Raw genomic sequence first — 19,647 nt, 5'->3', positions numbered from 1 at the left:
AACCGGCCTGTGTTCGCGGTGACCCGTCCGCTTTTCAGGGGCCTGCCGGTGCCGCCATGCCCGACGCGCCGCTAACGCCCGATCGTCGCCGGATAGAGATCGATACCGATGCATTGGGCGCGCCGCCGCGAGCGCCCTTTGTCGAACTTGGCCTCGTCTCGTGCTTTTCCTTCCTGCGCGGCGCGTCCGACGCGGTCGATCTGGTGATGACGGCGCGCGCTATGGGCTATGACGCCATCGGGATTGCCGATGCGAATTCGCTGGCAGGCGTGGTCCGCGTACATGGCGAGGCGGAGACTTTGCGTTTGCGCCCGGTGATCGGCGCGCGGATCGAAACGGTCGAGGGGCTGGCCTTTCTTGCCTATCCCGAAACGCGCGCGGCCTATGGCCGGTTGTCGCGGCTGATCAGCAAGGGGCGGATGCAGACCTTGTCGGGCGCATGGCAGGACAAGGGCGTGTGCGAGATCGATCTGGCGATGCTGACCGAACATGCGGCGGATGATGGCGGGCACGGCGCCTTGCATCTGATTGCCTTGCCGCCACCCGATCTGGATATGCCGTTCCGCGTCAGCCTGCCGGGCAATGTGATGCCGATTGGCGGGGGGCAGGCAGAGCCGGTTGCGCAAAGCCTGTCCTTTGCCGGTCTGGTGCCGCATCTGGCGCAATTATTGCCATCGCTGGGCCATATCGCGGCCAGCCATCTCTATCGCGGCGATGATGTGGCGCGGATCGGCAGGCTGGATACGCTGGCGCGCACCCATGGGCTGGGCCTGCTGGCCACGAATGACGTGCATTACCACGCACCCGACCGCCGCCCGTTGCAGGATGTGATGACCGCGATCCGGCACAAAACCACGGTGGCAAGGGCGGGGCATTTGCTGCACGCCAACGCCGAACGGCATCTGAAAGCGCCCGAGGAGATGCAACGCCTGTTCGCGCGCTGGCCGCATGCGATCCGCGCGGCCCGCGATCTGGCGGACCGCTGCCGGTTCAGCCTGAACGAATTGCGCTATGAATATCCCGATGAGATCTATCCCGAAGGCCGCACCCCGCAGCAGCATCTGGAAGTGCTGACATGGGAAGGCGCGGACAGGCGTTATCCCAGTGGTTTGCCGGAAACCATTCGCGCAACGCTGGAGCGTGAACTGGCGCTGATCGCAAAGCTCGACCTCGCGCGCTATTTCCTGACGATCCACGATATCGTCCGCTTCGCGCGCAGTGTCGATCCGCCGATATTGTGTCAGGGGCGCGGGTCGGCGGCCAATTCGGCGGTCTGCTATTGTCTTGAGATTACGGCCGTCGACCCGGCGCGCCATGCGCTGCTGTTCGACCGCTTCATTTCCGAAGAGCGCAAGGAGCCGCCCGATATCGACGTCGATTTCGAGCATGAGCGGCGCGAGGAAGTGATCCAGCATATTTACGAGAAATACGGTCGCCACCGCGCCGGACTGTGCGCCACGGTCATCCATTACCGGCCGCGCATGGCGATCCGCGAAGTGGGCAAGGCGATGGGCCTGTCGGAAGATGTCACGGCCAAACTTGCGGGCACCGTATGGGGCGGTTGGGGGCGCGAGATCGGCGAGGCGCATGTGGCCGAAACCGGCATGGACATCAGCGATCCGCATTTGCGGCGGGTTCTGAAGCTTACCCAGCAGATGATTGGAATGCCGCGACATCTGTCTCAGCACGTGGGCGGCTTTATTCTGACGCAAGGCGCGCTGACCGAAACCGTGCCCATTGGCAATGGCGCCATGCCCGATCGCAGTTTCATCGAATGGGACAAGGACGATATCGAGGCGCTGGGCATATTGAAGGTGGACGTGCTGGCGCTGGGCATGCTGACCTGCATTCGCAAATGTCTTGATCTTGTGCGCGATCATCATGGCCGCGCGCTGACTTTGGCCAGTGTCCCGCGCGAGGATCCGGAAACCTATGCCATGCTGCGGCGCGGGGATTCGCTGGGCGTTTTCCAGGTGGAAAGCCGCGCGCAAATGAACATGCTGCCGCGGCTGCGCCCGCGCGAGTTCTATGATCTGGTCATACAGGTCGCCATCGTGCGCCCCGGTCCGATTCAGGGGGACATGGTGCACCCCTTCCTGAAACGCCGGAGGGGAGAGGAGCGGGTGGAAATTCCGGCCCCGGGCCCCGCGCATGGCCCGCCGGACGAGCTTTCCAGCATTCTGGGGCGCACATTGGGCGTGCCGATCTTTCAGGAGCAGGCGATGAAGATCGCGCTGGACGCGGCGAAGTTCAATTCGGCCGAAGCCAACCGGCTGAGAAAGGCGATGGCGACGTTCCGTTCGCGCGGCATGGTCGACGAATTGCAGGACATGATGGTCGAGCGCATGGTGAAGCGCGGCTATGACCGCGATTTCGCGCAGCGCTGTTTCAACCAGATCAGGGGGTTTGGCGAATATGGCTTTCCCGAAAGCCACGCGGCCAGCTTTGCCCATCTGGTCTATGTGTCGAGCTGGCTGAAATGCCATTACCCTGCCGCTTTCGCCTGCGCCTTGCTGAATTCGCAGCCGATGGGCTTTTATGCACCCGCCCAGATCGTGCGCGATGCGGCCGAACACGGAGTAGAGGTGCGACCGGTGGATGTGAACCTGTCGCAATGGGATTGCACGCTGGAACCCGCGCGTGGCGATACGGTGGCGCTGCGGTTGGGGTTGCGACAGGTGGACGGACTGCCCGAACATGTCGCAGCGCGGCTGATCGCTGCCAGGGAAGAGCTGAACGGCAAGGATAGGGCCGCATTTTCTGATGTGGCCGCGCTGCGCGAATATTCGGGCATTCCCGCGGCCCATATCGAACGGCTGGCCAGTGCCGATGCGTTCGGTTCGCTGCGGATTACCCGCAGGCAGGCCCTGTGGGATGCGCGTTCGATCGTTTCGGCTCCGCCGTTGCCCCTGTTCGAAGCGGCGCGTGCCAGAGATCCGCGGGTGCGCGACGAAGGGGCGGAGGTCACGCCTGCCATCCTGCCCGCCATGCCCTTGTCCGAAGAAGTCGTCGCGGATTACCAGACCACGCGTCTGTCGCTAAAGGCGCATCCCATGGCGTTCCTGCGCGCTGGCCTCGCCGAACGCGGCTTTATCCGCGCCTGCGACCTGCGCGAACGCAAATACCGGTCGAATGTGCAAGTGGCGGGCGTTGTGCTGATCCGCCAGCGGCCCGGCAGCGCCAAGGGCGTGTGCTTTATCACGCTGGAGGACGAGACGGGGGTGATCAATCTGGTCGTCTGGCCGCATCTGAAAGAGAAATATCGCCGCGTGGTGATGGGGGCGCGGCTGATGGAGGTGCGCGGGCGGGTCGAATATGACGACGATGTCGTCCATGTGATCGTCCAGCAGATGTTCGATGCCAATCACGCCCTGCATGCCTTGTCGGACGATGTCATGCCCGCCGTAATGGCCCGTGCCGATCACGTGCAAAGCCCGCTGCCCGAGAAGTCCGAACGCGGAGGTAACTTGCGCGACGATCTGCGCAAGGACCGCCCGGCCGACCCGCATGGCAGTGCGCCCGACGGGGCGAAGCAGCCGATCGATCCGTGGGAGCCGCCGCCCGCGGGCAATCGCGAATGCGGGTTTCAGGGGCGCCATCCGCGCGATACGCGCATTATTCCCCGGATCCTGCCGCCGTCTCGGGACTTTCACTAGGGTGACTATCCGCAAACGCCTGCCGGCCCGTCCTTTCCGTATCGATCGCGCTGTCATCGCACTGCTTGTGCTGTTGGCATTACTGGCGGGAGGGCACGGCTGGCTGAAAGCGCATCCCGAGCATGATCCGCGCGCGCCGGTCGACCTGAACGGGCCCGAAGGCTGGGCGACTTCGATGCAACTGGCGGGTTTGCGCGGTGATCCCGTGCAATGCCGTCAGGCGCTGGACCGCGCAGGGATCGGCTTTACCGCACTCGACCCCATGGGCGAGGGGGCGTGCCGACGCGACGACCGGATGCGGATCGCGAGTGATGCCGAACGGGGCCTGATACTGACACCGACCATGCCCGAGGCGAGTTGCAGCGTGAATGCCGCGCTGCACTGGTGGATGCAGCACCGCGTGCAACCGGCGGCAGAGGATATTCTGGGGAGCAGGGTCGCCAGCCTGCAGCATCTGGGCACCTTTAATTGCCGACGCATCAATGGAGGCTCGCAAGGCCGGTGGAGCGAGCATGCGACGGGCAATGCCATCGACATAGCCGGGTTCACATTGGAGGATGGACGCCGATTGACCCTGTCGGCGGACTGGCAGAACGCCGGAAATCCGGAAGGCGCATTTTTGCGAGCAGTGCGCGACGGGGCCTGCGATGCGTTCGGGACAGTGTTGTCGCCCGACTATAACGCCTTGCACGCCGATCATTTTCATCTGGATCAGGCAGAGCGCGGCCTTGGCAGCTTTTGCCGGTAAGGGAAGGCGGGTGCGACCCGAACCCCGCCCGACCGGTCAGTCGCGGAATGTCATCGACCGAAGCAGCATCGAACCTGCCAGATGACGATATTCGGCGCGTTCGCCCGACGCGCTTTGCATCTGCGTTTCGGTCATCGCCATATGTTTGCGATAGGCCTCGGCGCGCGCCTCTTCCTCTTCGGGGCTTTCCCATTCGGTCCAGCGGGTGATCAGATAGACGTCGGGTTCACCCTTGCGCGGGAAAGAGTTCACCAGCACTTCGTATCCGGTGATCCAACCTTGTTCCATCGCAAAGGCCTGACCCTTGCGCCACATGCCCGCCAGATGATTGGCATAATCGAGCCCGTGCCCGTCCTCGATCTCGATCCCCGATACTTCGACATATTCGCCGCTGATGAACGGCCACTCGCTCTGCGCATGGGCAAGTTGCGGGCAGGCAAGCGCCATCGATGCCGCAAACAGCGGCGCAAGTAATTTGACAGTCTTCATCAATCATCCCCTTCGCGGAACATGTGCAAAACGCACAGGTTTCCCTCGGGCAGTCCCGATGTATTTACGATGTTCGGAAAAATACCCGATCGGGTCAGGCTGCGCGCCTGTTAATCTTCTGTCAATCTTGCAGCGCAGCAAAAATGATCAGGCAGCTTCGAATGCGTAACCGGCCGAACGGACGGTACGGACCGGGTCCTTGCTGCCTTCGACCGACAAGCCCTTGCGAAGACGGCGAATATGCACGTCGACCGTACGCAGTTCGATATCGCTGCCGGTGCCCCATACGGCATCGAGCAATTGGCCCCGGCTGAAGACGCGGCCGGGATGTTCCATAAAAAACCGCAGCAGGCGGAATTCGGTCGGACCCAGTTGCAGCGAATGGCCGCGACGGGTGGCTTTATGGCTGGTTGCGTCCAGCTTGATATCGCCGACCTCCAGCACCTCGCCCGCAAGGGCAGGGCGCACGCGGCGCAGCACCGCGCCGACGCGGGCGATCAGTTCGCGCGGAGAGAAGGGCTTGGTCACATAATCGTCGGCGCCGGTTTCAAGGCCGCGGATGCGGTCATCCTCGCTTCCGCGCGCCGTCAGCATTACGATGGGAACATGCGCCGTTTCCTTGTCGCGGCGCAGGCGGCGGCAGATTTCGATGCCGCTGGTCCCCTCGACCATCCAGTCAAGGATGACGAGGTCGGGTGTCTGTTCGTCGGCAAGGATCAGCGCCTCGTCACCATCGCCGGTGACGTGCACTTCATAGCCTTCGGCCTCGAACCGATATTGCAGCAACTCGGCAAGCGAGAGATCGTCTTCGACGAGAAGCAGGCGCGGAGCGGGCACTTCTACGGATCCTTATCAGTGGCGGTACGTCACCCCATCACACGCCTTTTATTACCGGCTTATGACAAGAGCTTGAATATTGCGCGACTGTGGTCCGGCGATCAGCCCTCGTGATCCTCGCGATCGGGCGGATAGGTGCCGGTGGCCGAGAAATGCACCATTTCCGCCACATTGGTCGCATGGTCGCCGACGCGTTCAATATTGCGCGCCACGAACAGCAATTGGGCCGCGCTGCCGATGGTGGCGGGGTTTTCGACCATATGGGTGACCACATTGCGGAAGATGCTGTCGTAAAACGCATCGACGCGCGCGTCGCGGGCGATCACTTCCTTGGCCAGCATCGGATCGCGCGCTGCATAGGCAGTCAGCACGTCATGTACCATCTCGACCGCGATCTCGCCCATGGCGGGGATCAGCGCGAGCGGTTCGAACCGGCGGCGGCCCTCGATGCGGTTGACGCGCTTGGCGATGTTCTTGGCGTAATCGCCGATCCGTTCGACCACGCCCGCGATTTTCAGCGCGGCGATCACTTCGCGTAAATCGTCGGCCATGGGCGCGCGCAGGGCGATGGTGCGAACGGCCAGACGGTCGATCTCCATCTCCAGCGTGTCGATTTCCTTGTCGCGGGCGATGACGCGATTGCCCAGTTCCTCGTCGCCATTGACGATGGCTTCGAGCGATTCCTGGACCGACAGCTCGGCTAGTCCGCCCATTTCAGCGACCAGACCGCGCAGGCGGGTAATGTCTTCCTCAAACGCTTTGACCGTGTGTTCCATAATCAGCCGTAGCGCCCCGTGATATAATCCTTTGTCCGTTCTTCGCGCGGATTGGTGAAGATGTCACTCGTCTTGCCGTACTCGACCATTTTTCCCATGTGGAAAAAGGCGGTCCGTTGCGAAACGCGGGCGGCCTGCTGCATCGAGTGGGTGACGATCACGATGGCATAACGACCGCGCAATTCGTCGATCAGCTCTTCGATACGCGCGGTTGCGATCGGATCGAGCGCCGAACACGGCTCGTCCATCAGGATCACTTCGGGGTCGACCGCAATGGCGCGCGCGATGCACAGGCGCTGTTGCTGGCCGCCCGAAAGCGCTGTGCCCGAATCGGCAAGGCGGTCCTTCACCTCGTCCCACAGGCCGGCGCGTTGCAGCGATTCCTCTACGATGCGGTCCATTTCGGCCTTGCTGGTGGCAAGCCCGTGGATGCGCGGCCCATAGGCGATATTCTCATAGATCGACTTGGGAAACGGGTTCGGCTTTTGAAAGACCATCCCGACACGCGCGCGCAATTGCACGACATCCATCCTGGAGCGATAGATATCCTCGCCGTCCAGCAGGATTTCACCTTCGACCCGCGCGCTGGCAATCGTGTCGTTCATGCGGTTCAACGTGCGCAGAAAGGTCGATTTGCCGCAGCCCGACGGGCCGATAAAGGCCGTCACATAGCGCGTGTGCACATCGATCGAGACATCGTCGATGGCCTTTTTCTCTCCGTAGAAAACGGAAACGCCATTGGCCGAAATCTTCGGCTTGGCAGCAGCGGTCTGCGTGGTGGCCTCGGCCAGTTCTTGTTCGGGCATGGTCATCTTCATTAGACGGTCTCAGGGATTACCAGCGGCGTTCGAATTTGTTGCGCAGGTATATGGCGAGGCCGTTCATGGCCAGAAGGAACAGCAATAGCACGATAATCGCGGCAGAGGTACGCTCTACGAAGCCGCGATCGATCTCGTCCGACCACAGGAAGATCTGCACCGGCAGAACGCTGGACGGAGAGGTGAAGCCCGCAGGCGGCGTGGCGACAAACGCGCGCATGCCGATCATCAGCAGCGGCGCGGTTTCGCCCAGCGCGCGGGCCATGCCGATGATCGTGCCCGTCAGAATACCGGGGAGGGCCAGCGGCAGCACATGGTGAAACACCACCTGCACCGGCGAAGCGCCGATCGCCAGTGCGCCGTCGCGGATTGAAGGCGGGACCGATTTGATCGCATTGCGCCCGCTGATCACGATAACCGGCATAGTCATCAACGCCAGCGTCATGCCGCCGATGATCGGGGCGCTGCGCAGGTTGGGAAAGATCCAGAGGAACACCGCCAGGCCCAGCAAGCCAAAGATGATCGACGGAACCGCGGCGAGGTTGTTGATCGAAACCTCGATAATATCGGTCCATTTGTTCTTGGGGGCATATTCCTCAAGATAAACGGCCGCCAGAACGCCGATGGGAAAAGCCAGCAACAGCGTCACGATCATCGTGAGCAGAGAGCCTTTGAGTGCGCCCCAGATGCCTGCTTCCTGCGGATCGGTGGCATCGGCGCGCGACAGGAATCCCCAGTCGAAAGCGCGCGACAAAACACCTTCGTCCTTCAGCCGCGATGCCATAGCCTGCAATTCGGCCGGTCCTTCGCCGCGATAGGCTGCGGCCAGATCGTCCTCGACCGGCAGGGCCACGGTGACATCGCGGGTCAACATGTCGGGATCAGCCACGATCTTCGCCGCCAGATCGCGCGAAGCACCGCCGCCCAGCTGCGAAGCGACGTCATCGCCATAGGCCTGCGTCGCGGCAAATTGCAGCGCGTCGGTCAACCCTGCCGAACGCAGCATCGCTTCGGCACCGGGCTGGCTGAGCTGGCTTTGATCGACAGCAAGGCCGAGTTCGGTGAATTTCACCGGCACCTTCAGTTCGGCGCGGGTAAAGCCGGCAATGCCGTTCGACGTCATCGCGACAAGCAACACGGCCAGCACCGCGACCGAGACCAGCACCGACAGCATCGCCAGCAATTTGAAGCGCCGCTCTGCCGCGTAGCGCTTCTTCAACCGCTTTGCGACAACGGCATTGCGCTGCACACGCTGCCGGTCGAGTTCGGACAAATCCTGCATCTGTGCGGGGGAAGGGGAGGCGGTGTTCATCGCATCCTTACTCATAGGCTTCGCGGTAGCGCTTTACGACGCGCAGGGCGATGAAGTTCAGGGTCAGCGTCACGGCGAACAGCACCATCCCCAGTGCAAAGGCGGAGAGGGTGGCCGGATGGTCGAAGCTGCCTTCGCCCGTCAGCATGGCGACGATCTGATAGGTGACCGTGGTCATGCTTTCCAACGGATTGGCCGAAAGATTTGCCGACGCGCCCGCAGCCATCACCACGATCATGGTTTCGCCGATCGCGCGCGATACGGCCAGCATCACACCCGCCACAATGCCGGGCAGGGCAGCGGGGATCAGCACCTTGCGGATGGTTTCCGACTGCGTTGCCCCCATGGCAAGGCTGCCGTCGCGCATCGCGGCGGGGACGGCTGCAATCGAATCGTCGGCCATCGAGGATACGAAGGGAATGATCATCACGCCCATAATCAGGCCTGCTGCCAAAGCGCTTTCGCTGCTGGCGCTGGAAATGCCGATCGACTGCGCCACATCGCGGATAAACGGCGCCACCGTCAGCGCAGCGAAATAGCCGTACACGACGGTCGGCACACCGGCGAGAATTTCAAGGATCGGCTTGAGCCATTTGCGCACCGTGGGTGACGCATATTGGGTCAGATAAATCGCGCTGCCCATGCCCAGAGGGATCGCGACGATCATGGCGATGATCGCACCGATATAGATCGTGCCCCAGAACAGCGGCAGGGCGCCGTAATCCTCACCCGTCGTATAGGCCGGATCGCGCATGGGATCGGGCGACCAGTGCGTGCCGAACAGAAAGTCGATGGGGTTGACCATGCCGAAGAAGCGCACGGTTTCGAATAGCAGCGACGCCAAAATGCCGAAAGTCGTCAGAATGGCGACTAGCGAGGCGAGCAGCAGCAGGCCCATGACCATACGCTCGACCTTGGTGCGGGCGGTAAAATCGGGGCGCAGCTTGAGAAAGGCATAGGCACCGCCTGCAAAGCCCGTCACCAAGGTGACGGCCAGCCCGATGATACCATAGCGCGACAGGGCCGCCGCGGCCGGTTCGACCAGAGGCTGCGCGCGCGGGTCGAACACCGCCTGCATGTCGCCGCTGGCAACCGCGATCGCCTCGCCAAGGATGGTATTGCGGGCAAGGCCAAAGGGCGGCAGCGAACCGGCGGCAGGATGCGACAGCATGGCCTGCAACACCAGTTGCGGGCTGACCGCGCTCCAGATCAGGGCGAACAGCATTGCGGGCACAAAGGCCCACAGTGCCACATACCACGCATGATAGCTGGGCAGCGAATGCGGACGGCTGTCACCGCTGCGAAACGCATAAGCGCGCGAGCGAGCCGCCAGCCACCCGGCCAAACCGAGGCCGAGTGCGAGTAGAACGAGAATTGCTGGCGACATCGCTAGGGTATTAAGCTCGCTTTATTGCAGATCCGTGGCCTGAATCACGGTCAGATTCGAGGCCACCTCGGCGTTGCGGGCTGCCGCTTCGGGCGTGGAAGCGATCATGCCCTTGCTCGTAAGCAGGCCGTCCTTGCCCCAGTTCTCGACCCAAGTCGAGAGATACTCTTTCAAACCGGGCACGGCTTCCACATGCTGTTTCTTCACATAGATATACAGCGGACGGGCGCCGGGATACTGTCCGCCCGCGATATTGTCATAGGTCGGCTCGAACCCGCCAAGGCTGAGACCGCGCAGCTTGTCGGAATTTTCCTCGAGGAAGGAATAGCCGAAAACGCCGATCGCCTTGGGATTGGTGGCCAGCTTCTGCACGATCAGATTGTCGTTCTCGCCCTGCTCGACATAGGCGCCGTCGCTGCGCACTTCGGTGCAGATCTGCTCGTAACGGTCTTCGTCGGTTTCCTTCAGCGCCTTGGTCGCGGCATCGGTGTTGCAACCGGCAGTCAGGATCAGCTCGGCCAGCGCGTCGCGCGTACCCGATGTCGGGGGCGGGCCATAGACAAGGATCGGCTCGTTCGGGAACGAGGGGTCGATATCCGACCAGTTCTTGGCGGTCTGCGGCTTGCCATAGGGCTCTGCCGCCAGCGCCTGATAGACCTGTGCCGGGGTCAGAGAAAAGTTCTGCCCTTCCTTCGATTCGGCGATCGCAATGCCGTCGAGGCCGACTTCAAGCTCCACAACCTCGGTCACGCCATTGGCCTGACAGGTTTCGAATTCCGACAGCTTCATCCGGCGCGAGGCGTTGGCGATATCGGGATATTGCGTGCCCACACCGCCGCAGAACAGCTTGAAACCGCCGCCTGTGCCGGTCGATTCGATGATGGGCGAGGAGAACTGCGGATAGCTGCGGCTGAATTCCTCGGCCGCGGCCTTGGCGAAAGGATAGACGGTGGACGAACCCACGGCCTTGATCTGGTCGCGGCCGGCCGACTGCGGGCCGCCGCAGGCCGCAAGGGTCGCCGCCGACAGGGCGGCCAGAAGAAGGGGCTTCATCATGCGCATGGGATTGGTTTCCTTTCGAATCGCCCGCGCCAATATGGGCTTAATATGACAGTGATGTGACATAATGCTACACGCCATACGTGTAAGCCGCTGAAATTGCGTGATTGCTGGAATTGCAAAATCGACGCTCCGGTCAGAAATCCAGCTGTGCGCGCGCTCCGAAGCTGTTCACGCCGTAAGACGTATCGCCGCTGGCCGTGGGATAAACCGCGCCATCATACTCGATATAGGCGTAGTTCAACAGGAAGCGGGTGTAGTCGGTCGGCGTCCAGATCAGCGATATGCCGTAAAGGTTCTGCTGTCCGCCCGTGATATCGACATCGTCGAGGTCGAGATAATCATAGCGCAGATTGACCTGTAGTGCGCCCATGCCGCCCTCGTTCACCGGATTGGCCGGGCGGATGCGGTCGAACAGGCCCTTCTTGTACCCGCGCCGATCGCCCGGCGTCAGGAAATAGCCAACTTCGGCATAACCGCCGAAGAAGGTGGGGTCGGCAAAGCCGGTCCGTTCGACATGCTGCCAGAAAGCTTCGCCCGCTACGTGGAACGGGCCCATGATGGCAGAGGTCTCGACACCCAGACCGGTTTCGCTGTCGGCCGAGAAAAAGCCGGTGTCGATAAAGCGCGAATTATTCGGATGTTCGAGCGGGCGCTGGCGATAGCGGACCAGCCCGTCATCCTCGATATCGTTGTAATGGACCGAACCGCCGATATGCAGCTGGGTGTCCCCGACCTTGGGCATATAGGCAAAGCGGATATCGCCGCCCGCGTTCTTGTTGTCGCGCAGCACTTCGATATTGTCGGTGAAGAAGCCCGCCTGCACCAGCCAGTCGTCGGTGATATATTGCGCCGAGATCCCAACGCGGCGTTCGAACACGAAGGCATCGGTAAAGGCTGCGCGTTCGATGAAAGAGGTGTGGAGCGAACTGGACAGTTCTTCCATCGACTGGAACGTGTTGTGCTGTCCGGCAATGATAGTGAGGCTGCCGTCGGTATAGTCGATATAGGCGTCGGTAGTGACGGTCACTTCCTGCGCGAAATCGAATTCCGCCTTATAGCCGAACCCGCCCGGCACTGTGCCTTCGATGCCCAGGCGAATGCGGCGCGCCTCGCTGGAATAGCCGTCGTCATGGCCGGTCGATTTGGGGGCCGAGATATAGGCGGCATCATAGTTGAAGCGCCCGCGCGGCTTGAAGCTCCATCCGTCGGGATGCGATATGACCGGCGCACCCTTCCATGCGATCTGCGTCTGCGGCTCTTCCTTCGCAGCAACGGGCACCGGCGCAGCCACCGGAACGTCAGCCGCGACAGGCTGCTCCGCATCGTCTCCTCGGGTGAGGGCGAGTTCCGCCTCGAGCTCTTCGATCCGGCGGTTCATCGCCTCCATGCTGGCGCGCATGGCGGACAATTCGGCCTGGATCGCGTCGGCGTCGCTCGCGGCTTCTTGAGCCATGGCGGTGGGGGCCGCCATCAGGCTGCTGGTCGCAAGGAGCGATAATGTGATTGCGTGCTTCATCGAATGTTACAGTTCAGTGTCGATTCCATGACAGGGAGGCGACGCCACTATGACGTATCAATGACAGTTTTGTTACAGTCTGTTTCCCGGGCATGGGCAAGCGCCTGCGAAACAGTAGGAAATCTGCGGAACAGAGCGGACTAAAAAATTTAACGGCGCAAGCGGCGGCGGGGCAGTTTTAGCCGTTTTTAACCTCTTCGTCGACATGGCGGGGCAGCCGGACGGTGATCGTCGTGCCGACGCCCAGTTCGCTTGCGATATCCAGCCTGCCGCGATGGCGTTCCACGATATGCTTCACGATGGCCAGCCCCAATCCGGTCCCGCCTGCCGCGCGGCTTCGTCCGGGATCGGTGCGGTAAAATCGGCGGGTGAGGTGGGGCAGATGCTCCGGCGCGATACCCTCGCCCTTGTCGGTCACGGTCAATTCATAGCTGGCGTCGCCGCGCTTGACCGACACTTGCACAGGTTCGGTCTTGGATCCGTATTTCATGGCATTGTCGATCAGATTGCGGGTCAGCTGGTCTAACTGCTGCGTATCGCCCCTGACGGGCATCGGGCGCGGATCGACATCCAGGAATACGCTGTCCTTGCCGTGGAGCGAGGTCACCCCCGATACGACATGTTCGGTCAGTTCGCGCAGGTCGAGCACGGTCGGCGGCAGATCGTGCTTGCCCGCTTCGACCCGCGAAAGGCTCATCAGATCTTCGACCAAAGCCTGCAGACGCTTGGCTTCCTTGGCGACGATTTCGAGGAAACGGTGGCGCGTGGCCGGTTCCATCGGCCGGCCGTCTTCAGCATCGGCCTCCAGCATGGTTTCGACATAGCCAATGATAGAGGAGAGAGGCGTGCGCAACTCGTGGCTGGCATTGGCGACAAAATCGGTGTGTGCGCGGCTGATGTCGGCCTCTGCCGTGCGGTTCACCAACTCGATCGTGGTCCGTGCATCGTCGACCGGGCGAACAGACACGTTCCAGATCGACCGCGGTCCGGAGAGACCCTTGATCGTCGCGCTGCCGCCCCCCTTGCTGTCCAGCAGGCGGATCGCTTCGGGATGGCGTACGGCGACGCGTGCGTCCTGCCCCACGATATGGGGGCCCAGCACTTCGCGTGCGGCGCGATTGGCGATGGTAATGCGCCCTTTTTCCATCATCAGATAGGGCTGCGACAACGGTTCGATCAGTTCGCGCGTCTGTTCGGGGCCCAGCGTGCCGCGTGCGGGCGGTTCGGGCGCAGGCGGCGGATCGCGGCGGCGCAGGAGCAGCGAGCAAATCCAGACAAGCAGGATCGCGCCGACCAGACCAATGTCATAGGTGGTGAACCAGATCGCCACCGCGCCCAGCAAAGCCAATAGAATGCCGCCCCACGGCAATCCGGCCATGGTCATGACAAGACACCTTTTTCAACGGACGGGAATCGGTTAGCGGCACGCAACATCCGGCCCTCGATAATGGGGAGCGGTGCAGGGCGCCAGCCCGAAGCGGGGTCATGTCGCCCTGTTGTCAATAAAGCGTTGTCAGTAATGCATTGTCAGCAATGGCCGGCATGACCGGACAGAATTATTGTGGCAGTTTCAGATCCGAGCCTGTCAAAAGGACGAGAAGGAGGATGACGCCAAGGGTGACGCCTACCATGAAACGGCCTGCACGCGAATTGGCGAAGCTGACGAACAGGGCGACGGCATCGGCGCCCGCTGCGAAAACCGCGCCTGCGCCTGCCATCATCGCGCCCATGACAATCAGCGCTGGCTCGTCGCCGCTATGACCCAGTAGCGCCAGCAGGCCTCCGGTAACGGCGATGAAACCGAATGCTGCCCAGCGCTTGGATCGATTGCGTTGGGCAGGGGCGGCAACCAGTCCCGCGCGGCGAAGCGAATCGTATAATTCGTAAGACAGGCCGCTGCCCCCGCATTGCGGGCAGGCCATCTGGCTGGCCCCCGCCGACCGGCATGCGCGGCAGGCACCGCTCCTCGTTCGCATTGTATCCCCTCTCGCTTCGGTAAGGCGAATAGACAGGAGATCGGCGGGCTTTTTAAGAGTCCCAAAGGAATCAGCCATTTGCAGCGCAGTTTGGTCGAAAAGCCCGCCGATTGCGGCATTCGCGCCATGGCCGCTTTGGCAAGCAATTGAATTACCGTCATTTATTCTGGCTCGATCGCTCTTCAACGCTGTCCCGGCGACAAGATGCCAGTATCCTCCCCACTGAGTAACCAGCAAGGATCGTGCGCGCGCGACGAACGACGTTTCGTGCAAGACGATCCGCTTTGGCGTTGGATGATTATGGGGGGCGGTCGTGGTGACCCCTACGGGAATCGAACCCGTGTTTCAGCCGTGAGAGGGCCGCGTCCTGACCGCTAGACGAAGGGGCCATGCCTGTCGGCAAGCCCGCACCTTGGTGACCCCTACGGGAATCGAACCCGTGTTTCAGCCGTGAAAGGGCCGCGTCCTAACCGCTAGACGAAGGGGCCTCCGTGGTGCGGAATGGCCCTCTAGATAGCAGACGGTCGGGGGTCAAGCGAAGATTGCAGAGTTTTTACAGACTTGCCGAAATTTCTTTTCACGCAGGGTTGAAGGGGCTCCCGCGATACCGATCTTATGAGCTTAGCCAGCTGCCCCGAAAAATTACGCCAGAGATGCAACAAATGCGCGACTGCCGCATTGTGGGGTTATCAAGGCGCGAAGAACAGGGCTTTGCGCGGAACAATCGAACATGACCAGCAGCGGACGAGAGCATCCATGCCCCATGAACCAAGCGGAATTCTTCCGATCTCCCGCCGTGGCCTTTTGGCAAGCAGCGCAGCCTCGGTCGCGATGACCGCGACACCGCCAATGGCCCATGCGCGCACGCCTGCGCCGGATGCGGTGCCGACCGAATCGGTTCGCTTCACCGTCAACGGCTCCGAACACACGCTCGAACTCGACACGCGTGTCACCTTGCTCGACGCGTTGCGTGAACATTTGAAGCTGACGGGTACGAAAAAGGGATGCGATCACGGTCAGTGCGGGGCCTGCACGGTGATCGTCAACGGCGAGCGGATCAATAGCTGCCTGTCTTTCGCGGTCATGCACGAGGGTGACGAGGTTACGACGATCGAAGGTCTGGGAACGCCCGACGACCTGCACCCGATGCAGGCGGCCTTTATCGAACATGACGGTTATCAATGCGGCTATTGCACGCCGGGACAAATCTGTTCCGCCGTCGCCGTGCTCGACGAAATCCGCGCCGGTATCCCCAGCCATGTGAGCGATGACATCACCGGATCTTTCGCGCCGACCGAAATGGAAATGCGCGAGCGGATGAGCGGTAATATCTGCCGCTGCGGGGCCTATTCCAATATTGCCGAAGCCATGGCGCAAGTCGCGGGAGAAAGCGCATGAGGGCCTTTACCTATGAGCGCGCCCAATCGCCGGCGGCGGCGGCAAAGGCAGTGCAGGGGCGGGCAGGTGCCAAGTTCATTGCGGGCGGCACCAACCTTATCGATCTGATGAAGATCGAGGTGGAGACGCCGACGCATCTTGTCGATGTGAACGGGCTCGGCCTCGACAAGATCGAGAGCGTCGGGGACGGCGGTCTGCGGATCGGTGCGCTGGTGTCGAACACGGCACTTGCTGCCGATGTGCGGGTGCGGCGCGATTACGGCGTCCTGACCCGCGCGATTGTGGCAGGCGCATCGGGGCAGCTTCGCAACAAGGCGACGACAGGCGGCAATCTGCTGCAACGCACGCGCTGCCCCTATTTCTACGATACCAACCAGCCTTGCAACAAACGCAGCCCGGGGTCCGGTTGCGGCGGACTTGAGGGGTATTCGCGCCAACTGGGTATCATGGGGGTCAGCGATCAGTGCATCGCCACCTATCCGGGCGACATGGCCGTTGCGCTGCGCGTGTTGGACGCGGTGGTGGAAACGGTAAAGCCCGATGGCCAGACGCGGGCTATCCCCATCGCCGATTTTCACCGGACCTGGGACAGCGCGCCCGAAAGGGACAATGTGCTGGATAAGGGCGAGCTGATAACCGCCGTCACCTTGCCCAAGCCGCTTGGCGGCACGCATATTTATCGCAAGGTGCGCGACCGCGCATCCTACGCCTTTGCATTGGTGTCGGTCGCGGCGGTGATCCAGCCCGATGGCACGGGGCGTTTCGCGGTCGGCGGGATCGGTTCCAAACCGTGGCGCAGCGCCGAGGCTGACAAGCAACTGCCCAATGGGGCCGCTGCCGCCGCACGCGTGCTGACGCAAGGCGCGCGCACGACCGAGGACAATGCGTTCAAGGTTCCGCTGGTCGAACGGACACTGGCCGCCGTTCTGGCAGAGGCACGCGGGAAGGGAGATGCGGCATGAAGTTCGATACGCCCGCAGGCGCCAATCCGATCGACCGTATGAAGCTGGTCGGCAAGTCGACCAATCGCATCGACGGTCGGCTCAAGACCACCGGTCTTGCGCCTTATGCCTATGAACGCCACGACGTCGCCGAAGGGCAGCTTTATGGCTATGTTCTGGGGGCTGCCATCGCCAAGGGGCGGATCCAGTCGATGGACCTGACCGAAGCGGAAAAGGCGCCCGGTGTGGTCGGCATTCTTTCCACCCTCGATCACCAGCCGGTGCCGCTGACGGGGTTCAATACCGCCAATCTGTTCGGCGGGGCACAGGTCCAGCACTATCATCAGGCCATCGCGCTGGTGGTGGCCGAAAGTTTTGAGCAAGCGCGCGCCGCATCGGCCTTGATCCGCGTCAGTTACCAGCGCGAACAGGGTCAGTTCGATCTGTCGGCCATTGCACCCTCAGCTCCCGTCAAGGAAGACAGCGTCGTCCGGCATGGCGATTTCGACAATGCCTTTGCGAAGGCGGCGGTGAAGATCGAGCAGACATATACGACGCCCGATGAAAGCCATGCTATGATGGAATGCCATTCCAGCCTGGCGCATTGGCAAGGCGAGAAAGTGACCGTCTGGACGTCCAATCAGATGATCCAATGGAACAAGCGCGCGCTGGCAAAGGCGCTTGGGTTACCCGAAGACAACGTGCGCGTGGATTCGCCCTATCTGGGTGGCGGATTTGGATCCAAGCTGTTCCTGCGCGCCGATGCGGTTATGGCTGCTCTGGCGGCAAAACAGGTTGGTCGTCCGGTCAAGGTTATGCTGCAACGTCCGCTGGTGTTCAACAACACGACCCATCGGCCCGCCACGATCCAGCGGATCAGGCTGGGAGCGGGCAAGGACGGCAGGCTGACCGCGATTTCGCATGCATCGGTCAACGGGAACCTGCCTAATGGCGACACCGAAGGTGCGACGGCGCAGACCGAATTGCTCTATGCGGGCGAAAACCGATTGACGCAGTTGCGGCTGGGTGTGCTGGACTTGCCCGAGGGTAATGCAATGCGCGCTCCCGGCGAGGCGCCGGGCATGATGGCTCTGGAAATGGCCATGGACGAGCTGGCCGAGAAGCTGGACATGAACCCCGTCGATCTGCGCATCATCAATGATACCCAAGTCGATCCGGTAAATACCGAACGTCGTTACAGCCAGCGGCAGATGATCGAATGCCTGCAGCGTGGCGCCGCAGAATTCGGGTGGAGCGACGCGAAGAGTTTCCCCAAACCGGGCCAGCGGCGCGAAGGCGAATGGTTGATCGGAACCGGTATGGCCGTGGGTTTCCGCAACCATCTGCTGATGAAATCCGCCGCACGCGTGCGCCTGTCGCCACAGGGGCGGGTGACCGTCGAAACCGATATGACCGATATCGGGACCGGAACCTATACGATTATCGCGCAGACCGCTGCCGAAATGATGGGCGTGCCGCTCGACATGGTGACTGTGACGCTTGGCGATTCCGATTTTCCCGTTTCGGCAGGATCGGGCGGGCAATGGGGCGCGGCCAATTCGACGGCGGGTGTCTATGCGGCATGCGTCAAATTGCGTGAGCAGGCCGCCGCCGTCGCCGGTTTCAACGCCGCCGACAATGTCGAGTTTGTCGACGGTGAAATTCGCGCGGCGGGCCGTTCGGTCCCCTTGGGCGAAGCAGCCGGCTCAGGCGAACTGGTCGCCGAGGATGCGATCGAATATGGCGATCTGGACAAGAAATTCCAGCAATCGACCTTTGCCGGCCATTTTGTCGAAATGGCGGTCAACGCCTATACCGGCGAGCCGCGCATCCGCCGTATGCTGGCCGTGTGCGCGGCGGGACGGATCCTGAATCCGAAATCGGCGCGCAGTCAGGTTATCGGCGCGATGACCATGGGTGTCGGCGCGGCGCTGATGGAAGAACTGGCGGTCGACAAGCGGTTCGGCTTTTTCGTGAACCACGATCTGGCCGGATATGAAGTGCCGGTCCACGCCGATATCCCGCACCAGCAGGTGATCTTTCTGGAAGAGGAGGATGCCACTACCTCGCCCATGAAGGCCAAGGGCGTTGGCGAACTGGGTCTGTGCGGCGTGGGCGCCGCCATTGCGAACGCGATCTATAACGCGACAGGTGTGCGGGTGCGCGATTATCCGATCACGCTCGACAAGCATCTGGCCGACCTGCCCGCCATCGCCTGATCTGGCTGGCCGGTGTCTGGCTGTCCGGTGTCTGGCTGGCCGGTGTGTCCGGTTCAGCGTCCGGTGCTGCCGGGTGCAAGCCCCGCAACCTGCATCGCGACTTCCAGTTCCATAACGGCCTGTTGCAGCGCCTCGACATAGGGTGCTGCAACGGCGGCGGTGCAGACGGCTGCGCGATCGCTCGTGCGATCAAGCAAGGCAAGCAGCAAGGCTTCCCCTTCGGCCACGACGGGGCAACAGGGTCGCGCGAATCCCAGCTGCATTTTGGCATGCACGGCCAGCAGCGTCATCGCGCGGTGGAACGGGGCGAGGGCAGCGATCATCCGGCGGTCGAGAAACAAGGGCGCGATTGCGTCTGCCGGACACTTGCGATCGGCCACGGCCATCACCCAGCTTCGCACGGATTTCACCGCGAACTGCCCACCTTCGTCGAGAGCCGACAGGCGCTGGTCGAGGAATCGGTACATGGTATCTCCGTCATTTGCGTCCGGTGATACGATTCCACGTCAGAC

General features: G+C 62.1%; 16 protein-coding genes and 2 tRNA genes. 5 read left to right on the top strand and 13 right to left on the bottom strand.

The annotated features are described in order from the left end of the window. The first annotated feature begins 56 nt into the window (after positions 1-56). Together LOZ74_RS11090 and LOZ74_RS11085 are read left to right on the top strand one after the other, a co-directional pair. On the top strand, positions 57-3,656 hold the full coding sequence (locus LOZ74_RS11090) for an error-prone DNA polymerase (RefSeq protein ID WP_230291268.1): 3,600 nt from the start codon (positions 57-59) through the stop codon (positions 3,654-3,656). Position 3,657: 1 nt separating this feature from the next. After that, on the top strand, positions 3,658-4,404 hold the full coding sequence (locus LOZ74_RS11085) for an extensin family protein (RefSeq protein ID WP_230291267.1): 747 nt from the start codon (positions 3,658-3,660) through the stop codon (positions 4,402-4,404). A 36-nt stretch (positions 4,405-4,440) separates the two neighbouring features. Here the strand turns inward: LOZ74_RS11085 and LOZ74_RS11080 are convergent, their stop codons facing one another. From LOZ74_RS11080 to LOZ74_RS11025, 12 genes are all read right to left on the bottom strand, one after another. Further along, positions 4,441-4,893 (bottom strand): hypothetical protein, encoded by a 453-nt coding sequence (locus LOZ74_RS11080; protein ID WP_230291266.1) that lies wholly within the window; start codon positions 4,891-4,893, stop codon positions 4,441-4,443. Positions 4,894-5,040: 147 nt separating this feature from the next. Further along, on the bottom strand, positions 5,041-5,730 hold the full coding sequence (gene phoB, locus LOZ74_RS11075; protein WP_230291265.1) for a phosphate regulon transcriptional regulator PhoB: 690 nt from the start codon (positions 5,728-5,730) through the stop codon (positions 5,041-5,043). 101 nt (positions 5,731-5,831) lie between these two features. Then, a complete protein-coding gene (phoU, locus tag LOZ74_RS11070) occupies positions 5,832-6,512 on the bottom strand; it encodes a phosphate signaling complex protein PhoU (protein WP_230293880.1) in 681 nt (226 codons plus the stop codon). Then, positions 6,509-7,318, bottom strand: coding sequence for a phosphate ABC transporter ATP-binding protein PstB (pstB, locus tag LOZ74_RS11065; RefSeq protein WP_230293879.1), 810 nt, complete (start codon positions 7,316-7,318; stop codon positions 6,509-6,511). Before pstB ends, phoU begins: the two co-directional genes overlap by 4 nt. Before the next feature lie 22 nt (positions 7,319-7,340). Beyond that, positions 7,341-8,606, bottom strand: a complete 1,266-nt coding sequence (gene pstA, locus LOZ74_RS11060; RefSeq protein WP_230293878.1) for a phosphate ABC transporter permease PstA — start codon at positions 8,604-8,606, stop codon at positions 7,341-7,343. 37 nt (positions 8,607-8,643) lie between these two features. Then, entirely contained in the window at positions 8,644-10,023 is a 1,380-nt protein-coding gene (pstC, locus tag LOZ74_RS11055) for a phosphate ABC transporter permease subunit PstC (RefSeq protein WP_230291264.1), read from the bottom strand. 21 nt (positions 10,024-10,044) lie between these two features. Beyond that, complete coding sequence (locus LOZ74_RS11050; protein ID WP_370638042.1) at positions 10,045-11,085, bottom strand: substrate-binding domain-containing protein; 1,041 nt, start codon at positions 11,083-11,085, stop codon at positions 10,045-10,047. 133 nt (positions 11,086-11,218) lie between these two features. Continuing rightward, positions 11,219-12,601 carry an OprO/OprP family phosphate-selective porin gene (locus LOZ74_RS11045; RefSeq protein ID WP_230291263.1) on the bottom strand — a complete coding sequence of 461 codons (1,383 nt, stop codon included), beginning with the start codon at positions 12,599-12,601 and terminating at the stop codon, positions 11,219-11,221. Positions 12,602-12,779: 178 nt separating this feature from the next. Further along, a complete protein-coding gene (locus LOZ74_RS11040) occupies positions 12,780-13,985 on the bottom strand; it encodes a cell wall metabolism sensor histidine kinase WalK (RefSeq protein WP_230291262.1) in 1,206 nt (401 codons plus the stop codon). Positions 13,986-14,157: 172 nt separating this feature from the next. Next, a complete protein-coding gene (locus tag LOZ74_RS11035) occupies positions 14,158-14,577 on the bottom strand; it encodes a hypothetical protein (protein ID WP_230291261.1) in 420 nt (139 codons plus the stop codon). A 314-nt stretch (positions 14,578-14,891) separates the two neighbouring features. Continuing rightward, positions 14,892-14,966: transfer RNA gene (locus tag LOZ74_RS11030), tRNA-Glu, on the bottom strand. A 24-nt stretch (positions 14,967-14,990) separates the two neighbouring features. Further along, a tRNA-Glu gene (locus LOZ74_RS11025) sits at positions 14,991-15,065 on the bottom strand. A 343-nt stretch (positions 15,066-15,408) separates the two neighbouring features. On the opposite strand from LOZ74_RS11025, the gene paoA reads away from it, so the two are divergent. The 3 genes from paoA to paoC are packed head-to-tail and all read left to right on the top strand — an operon-like array spanning position 15,409 to position 19,135. Further along, positions 15,409-15,975: an aldehyde dehydrogenase iron-sulfur subunit PaoA gene (gene paoA / locus LOZ74_RS11020; RefSeq protein ID WP_230291260.1), complete on the top strand. Its 567-nt coding sequence runs from the start codon at positions 15,409-15,411 to the stop codon at positions 15,973-15,975. Next, positions 15,972-16,937, top strand: coding sequence for a xanthine dehydrogenase family protein subunit M (locus tag LOZ74_RS11015; RefSeq protein ID WP_230291259.1), 966 nt, complete (start codon positions 15,972-15,974; stop codon positions 16,935-16,937). The genes paoA and LOZ74_RS11015 overlap by 4 nt, the downstream gene beginning before the upstream one ends. Further along, entirely contained in the window at positions 16,934-19,135 is a 2,202-nt protein-coding gene (paoC, locus tag LOZ74_RS11010) for an aldehyde oxidoreductase molybdenum-binding subunit PaoC (protein ID WP_230291258.1), read from the top strand. The genes LOZ74_RS11015 and paoC overlap by 4 nt, the downstream gene beginning before the upstream one ends. Positions 19,136-19,188: 53 nt before the next feature. Here paoC and LOZ74_RS11005 read toward each other — a convergent pair whose 3' ends face one another. Then, positions 19,189-19,602 (bottom strand): hypothetical protein, encoded by a 414-nt coding sequence (locus LOZ74_RS11005; RefSeq protein WP_230291257.1) that lies wholly within the window; start codon positions 19,600-19,602, stop codon positions 19,189-19,191. Positions 19,603-19,647 lie beyond the last annotated feature (45 nt).

It is taken from the genome of Croceicoccus sp. Ery5 (assembly GCF_020985325.1).
Taxonomy (GTDB): domain Bacteria; phylum Pseudomonadota; class Alphaproteobacteria; order Sphingomonadales; family Sphingomonadaceae; genus Croceicoccus.
Note: the sequence above shows the minus strand (reverse complement) of the source record. Positions and strands in the feature narration are given on the sequence as shown.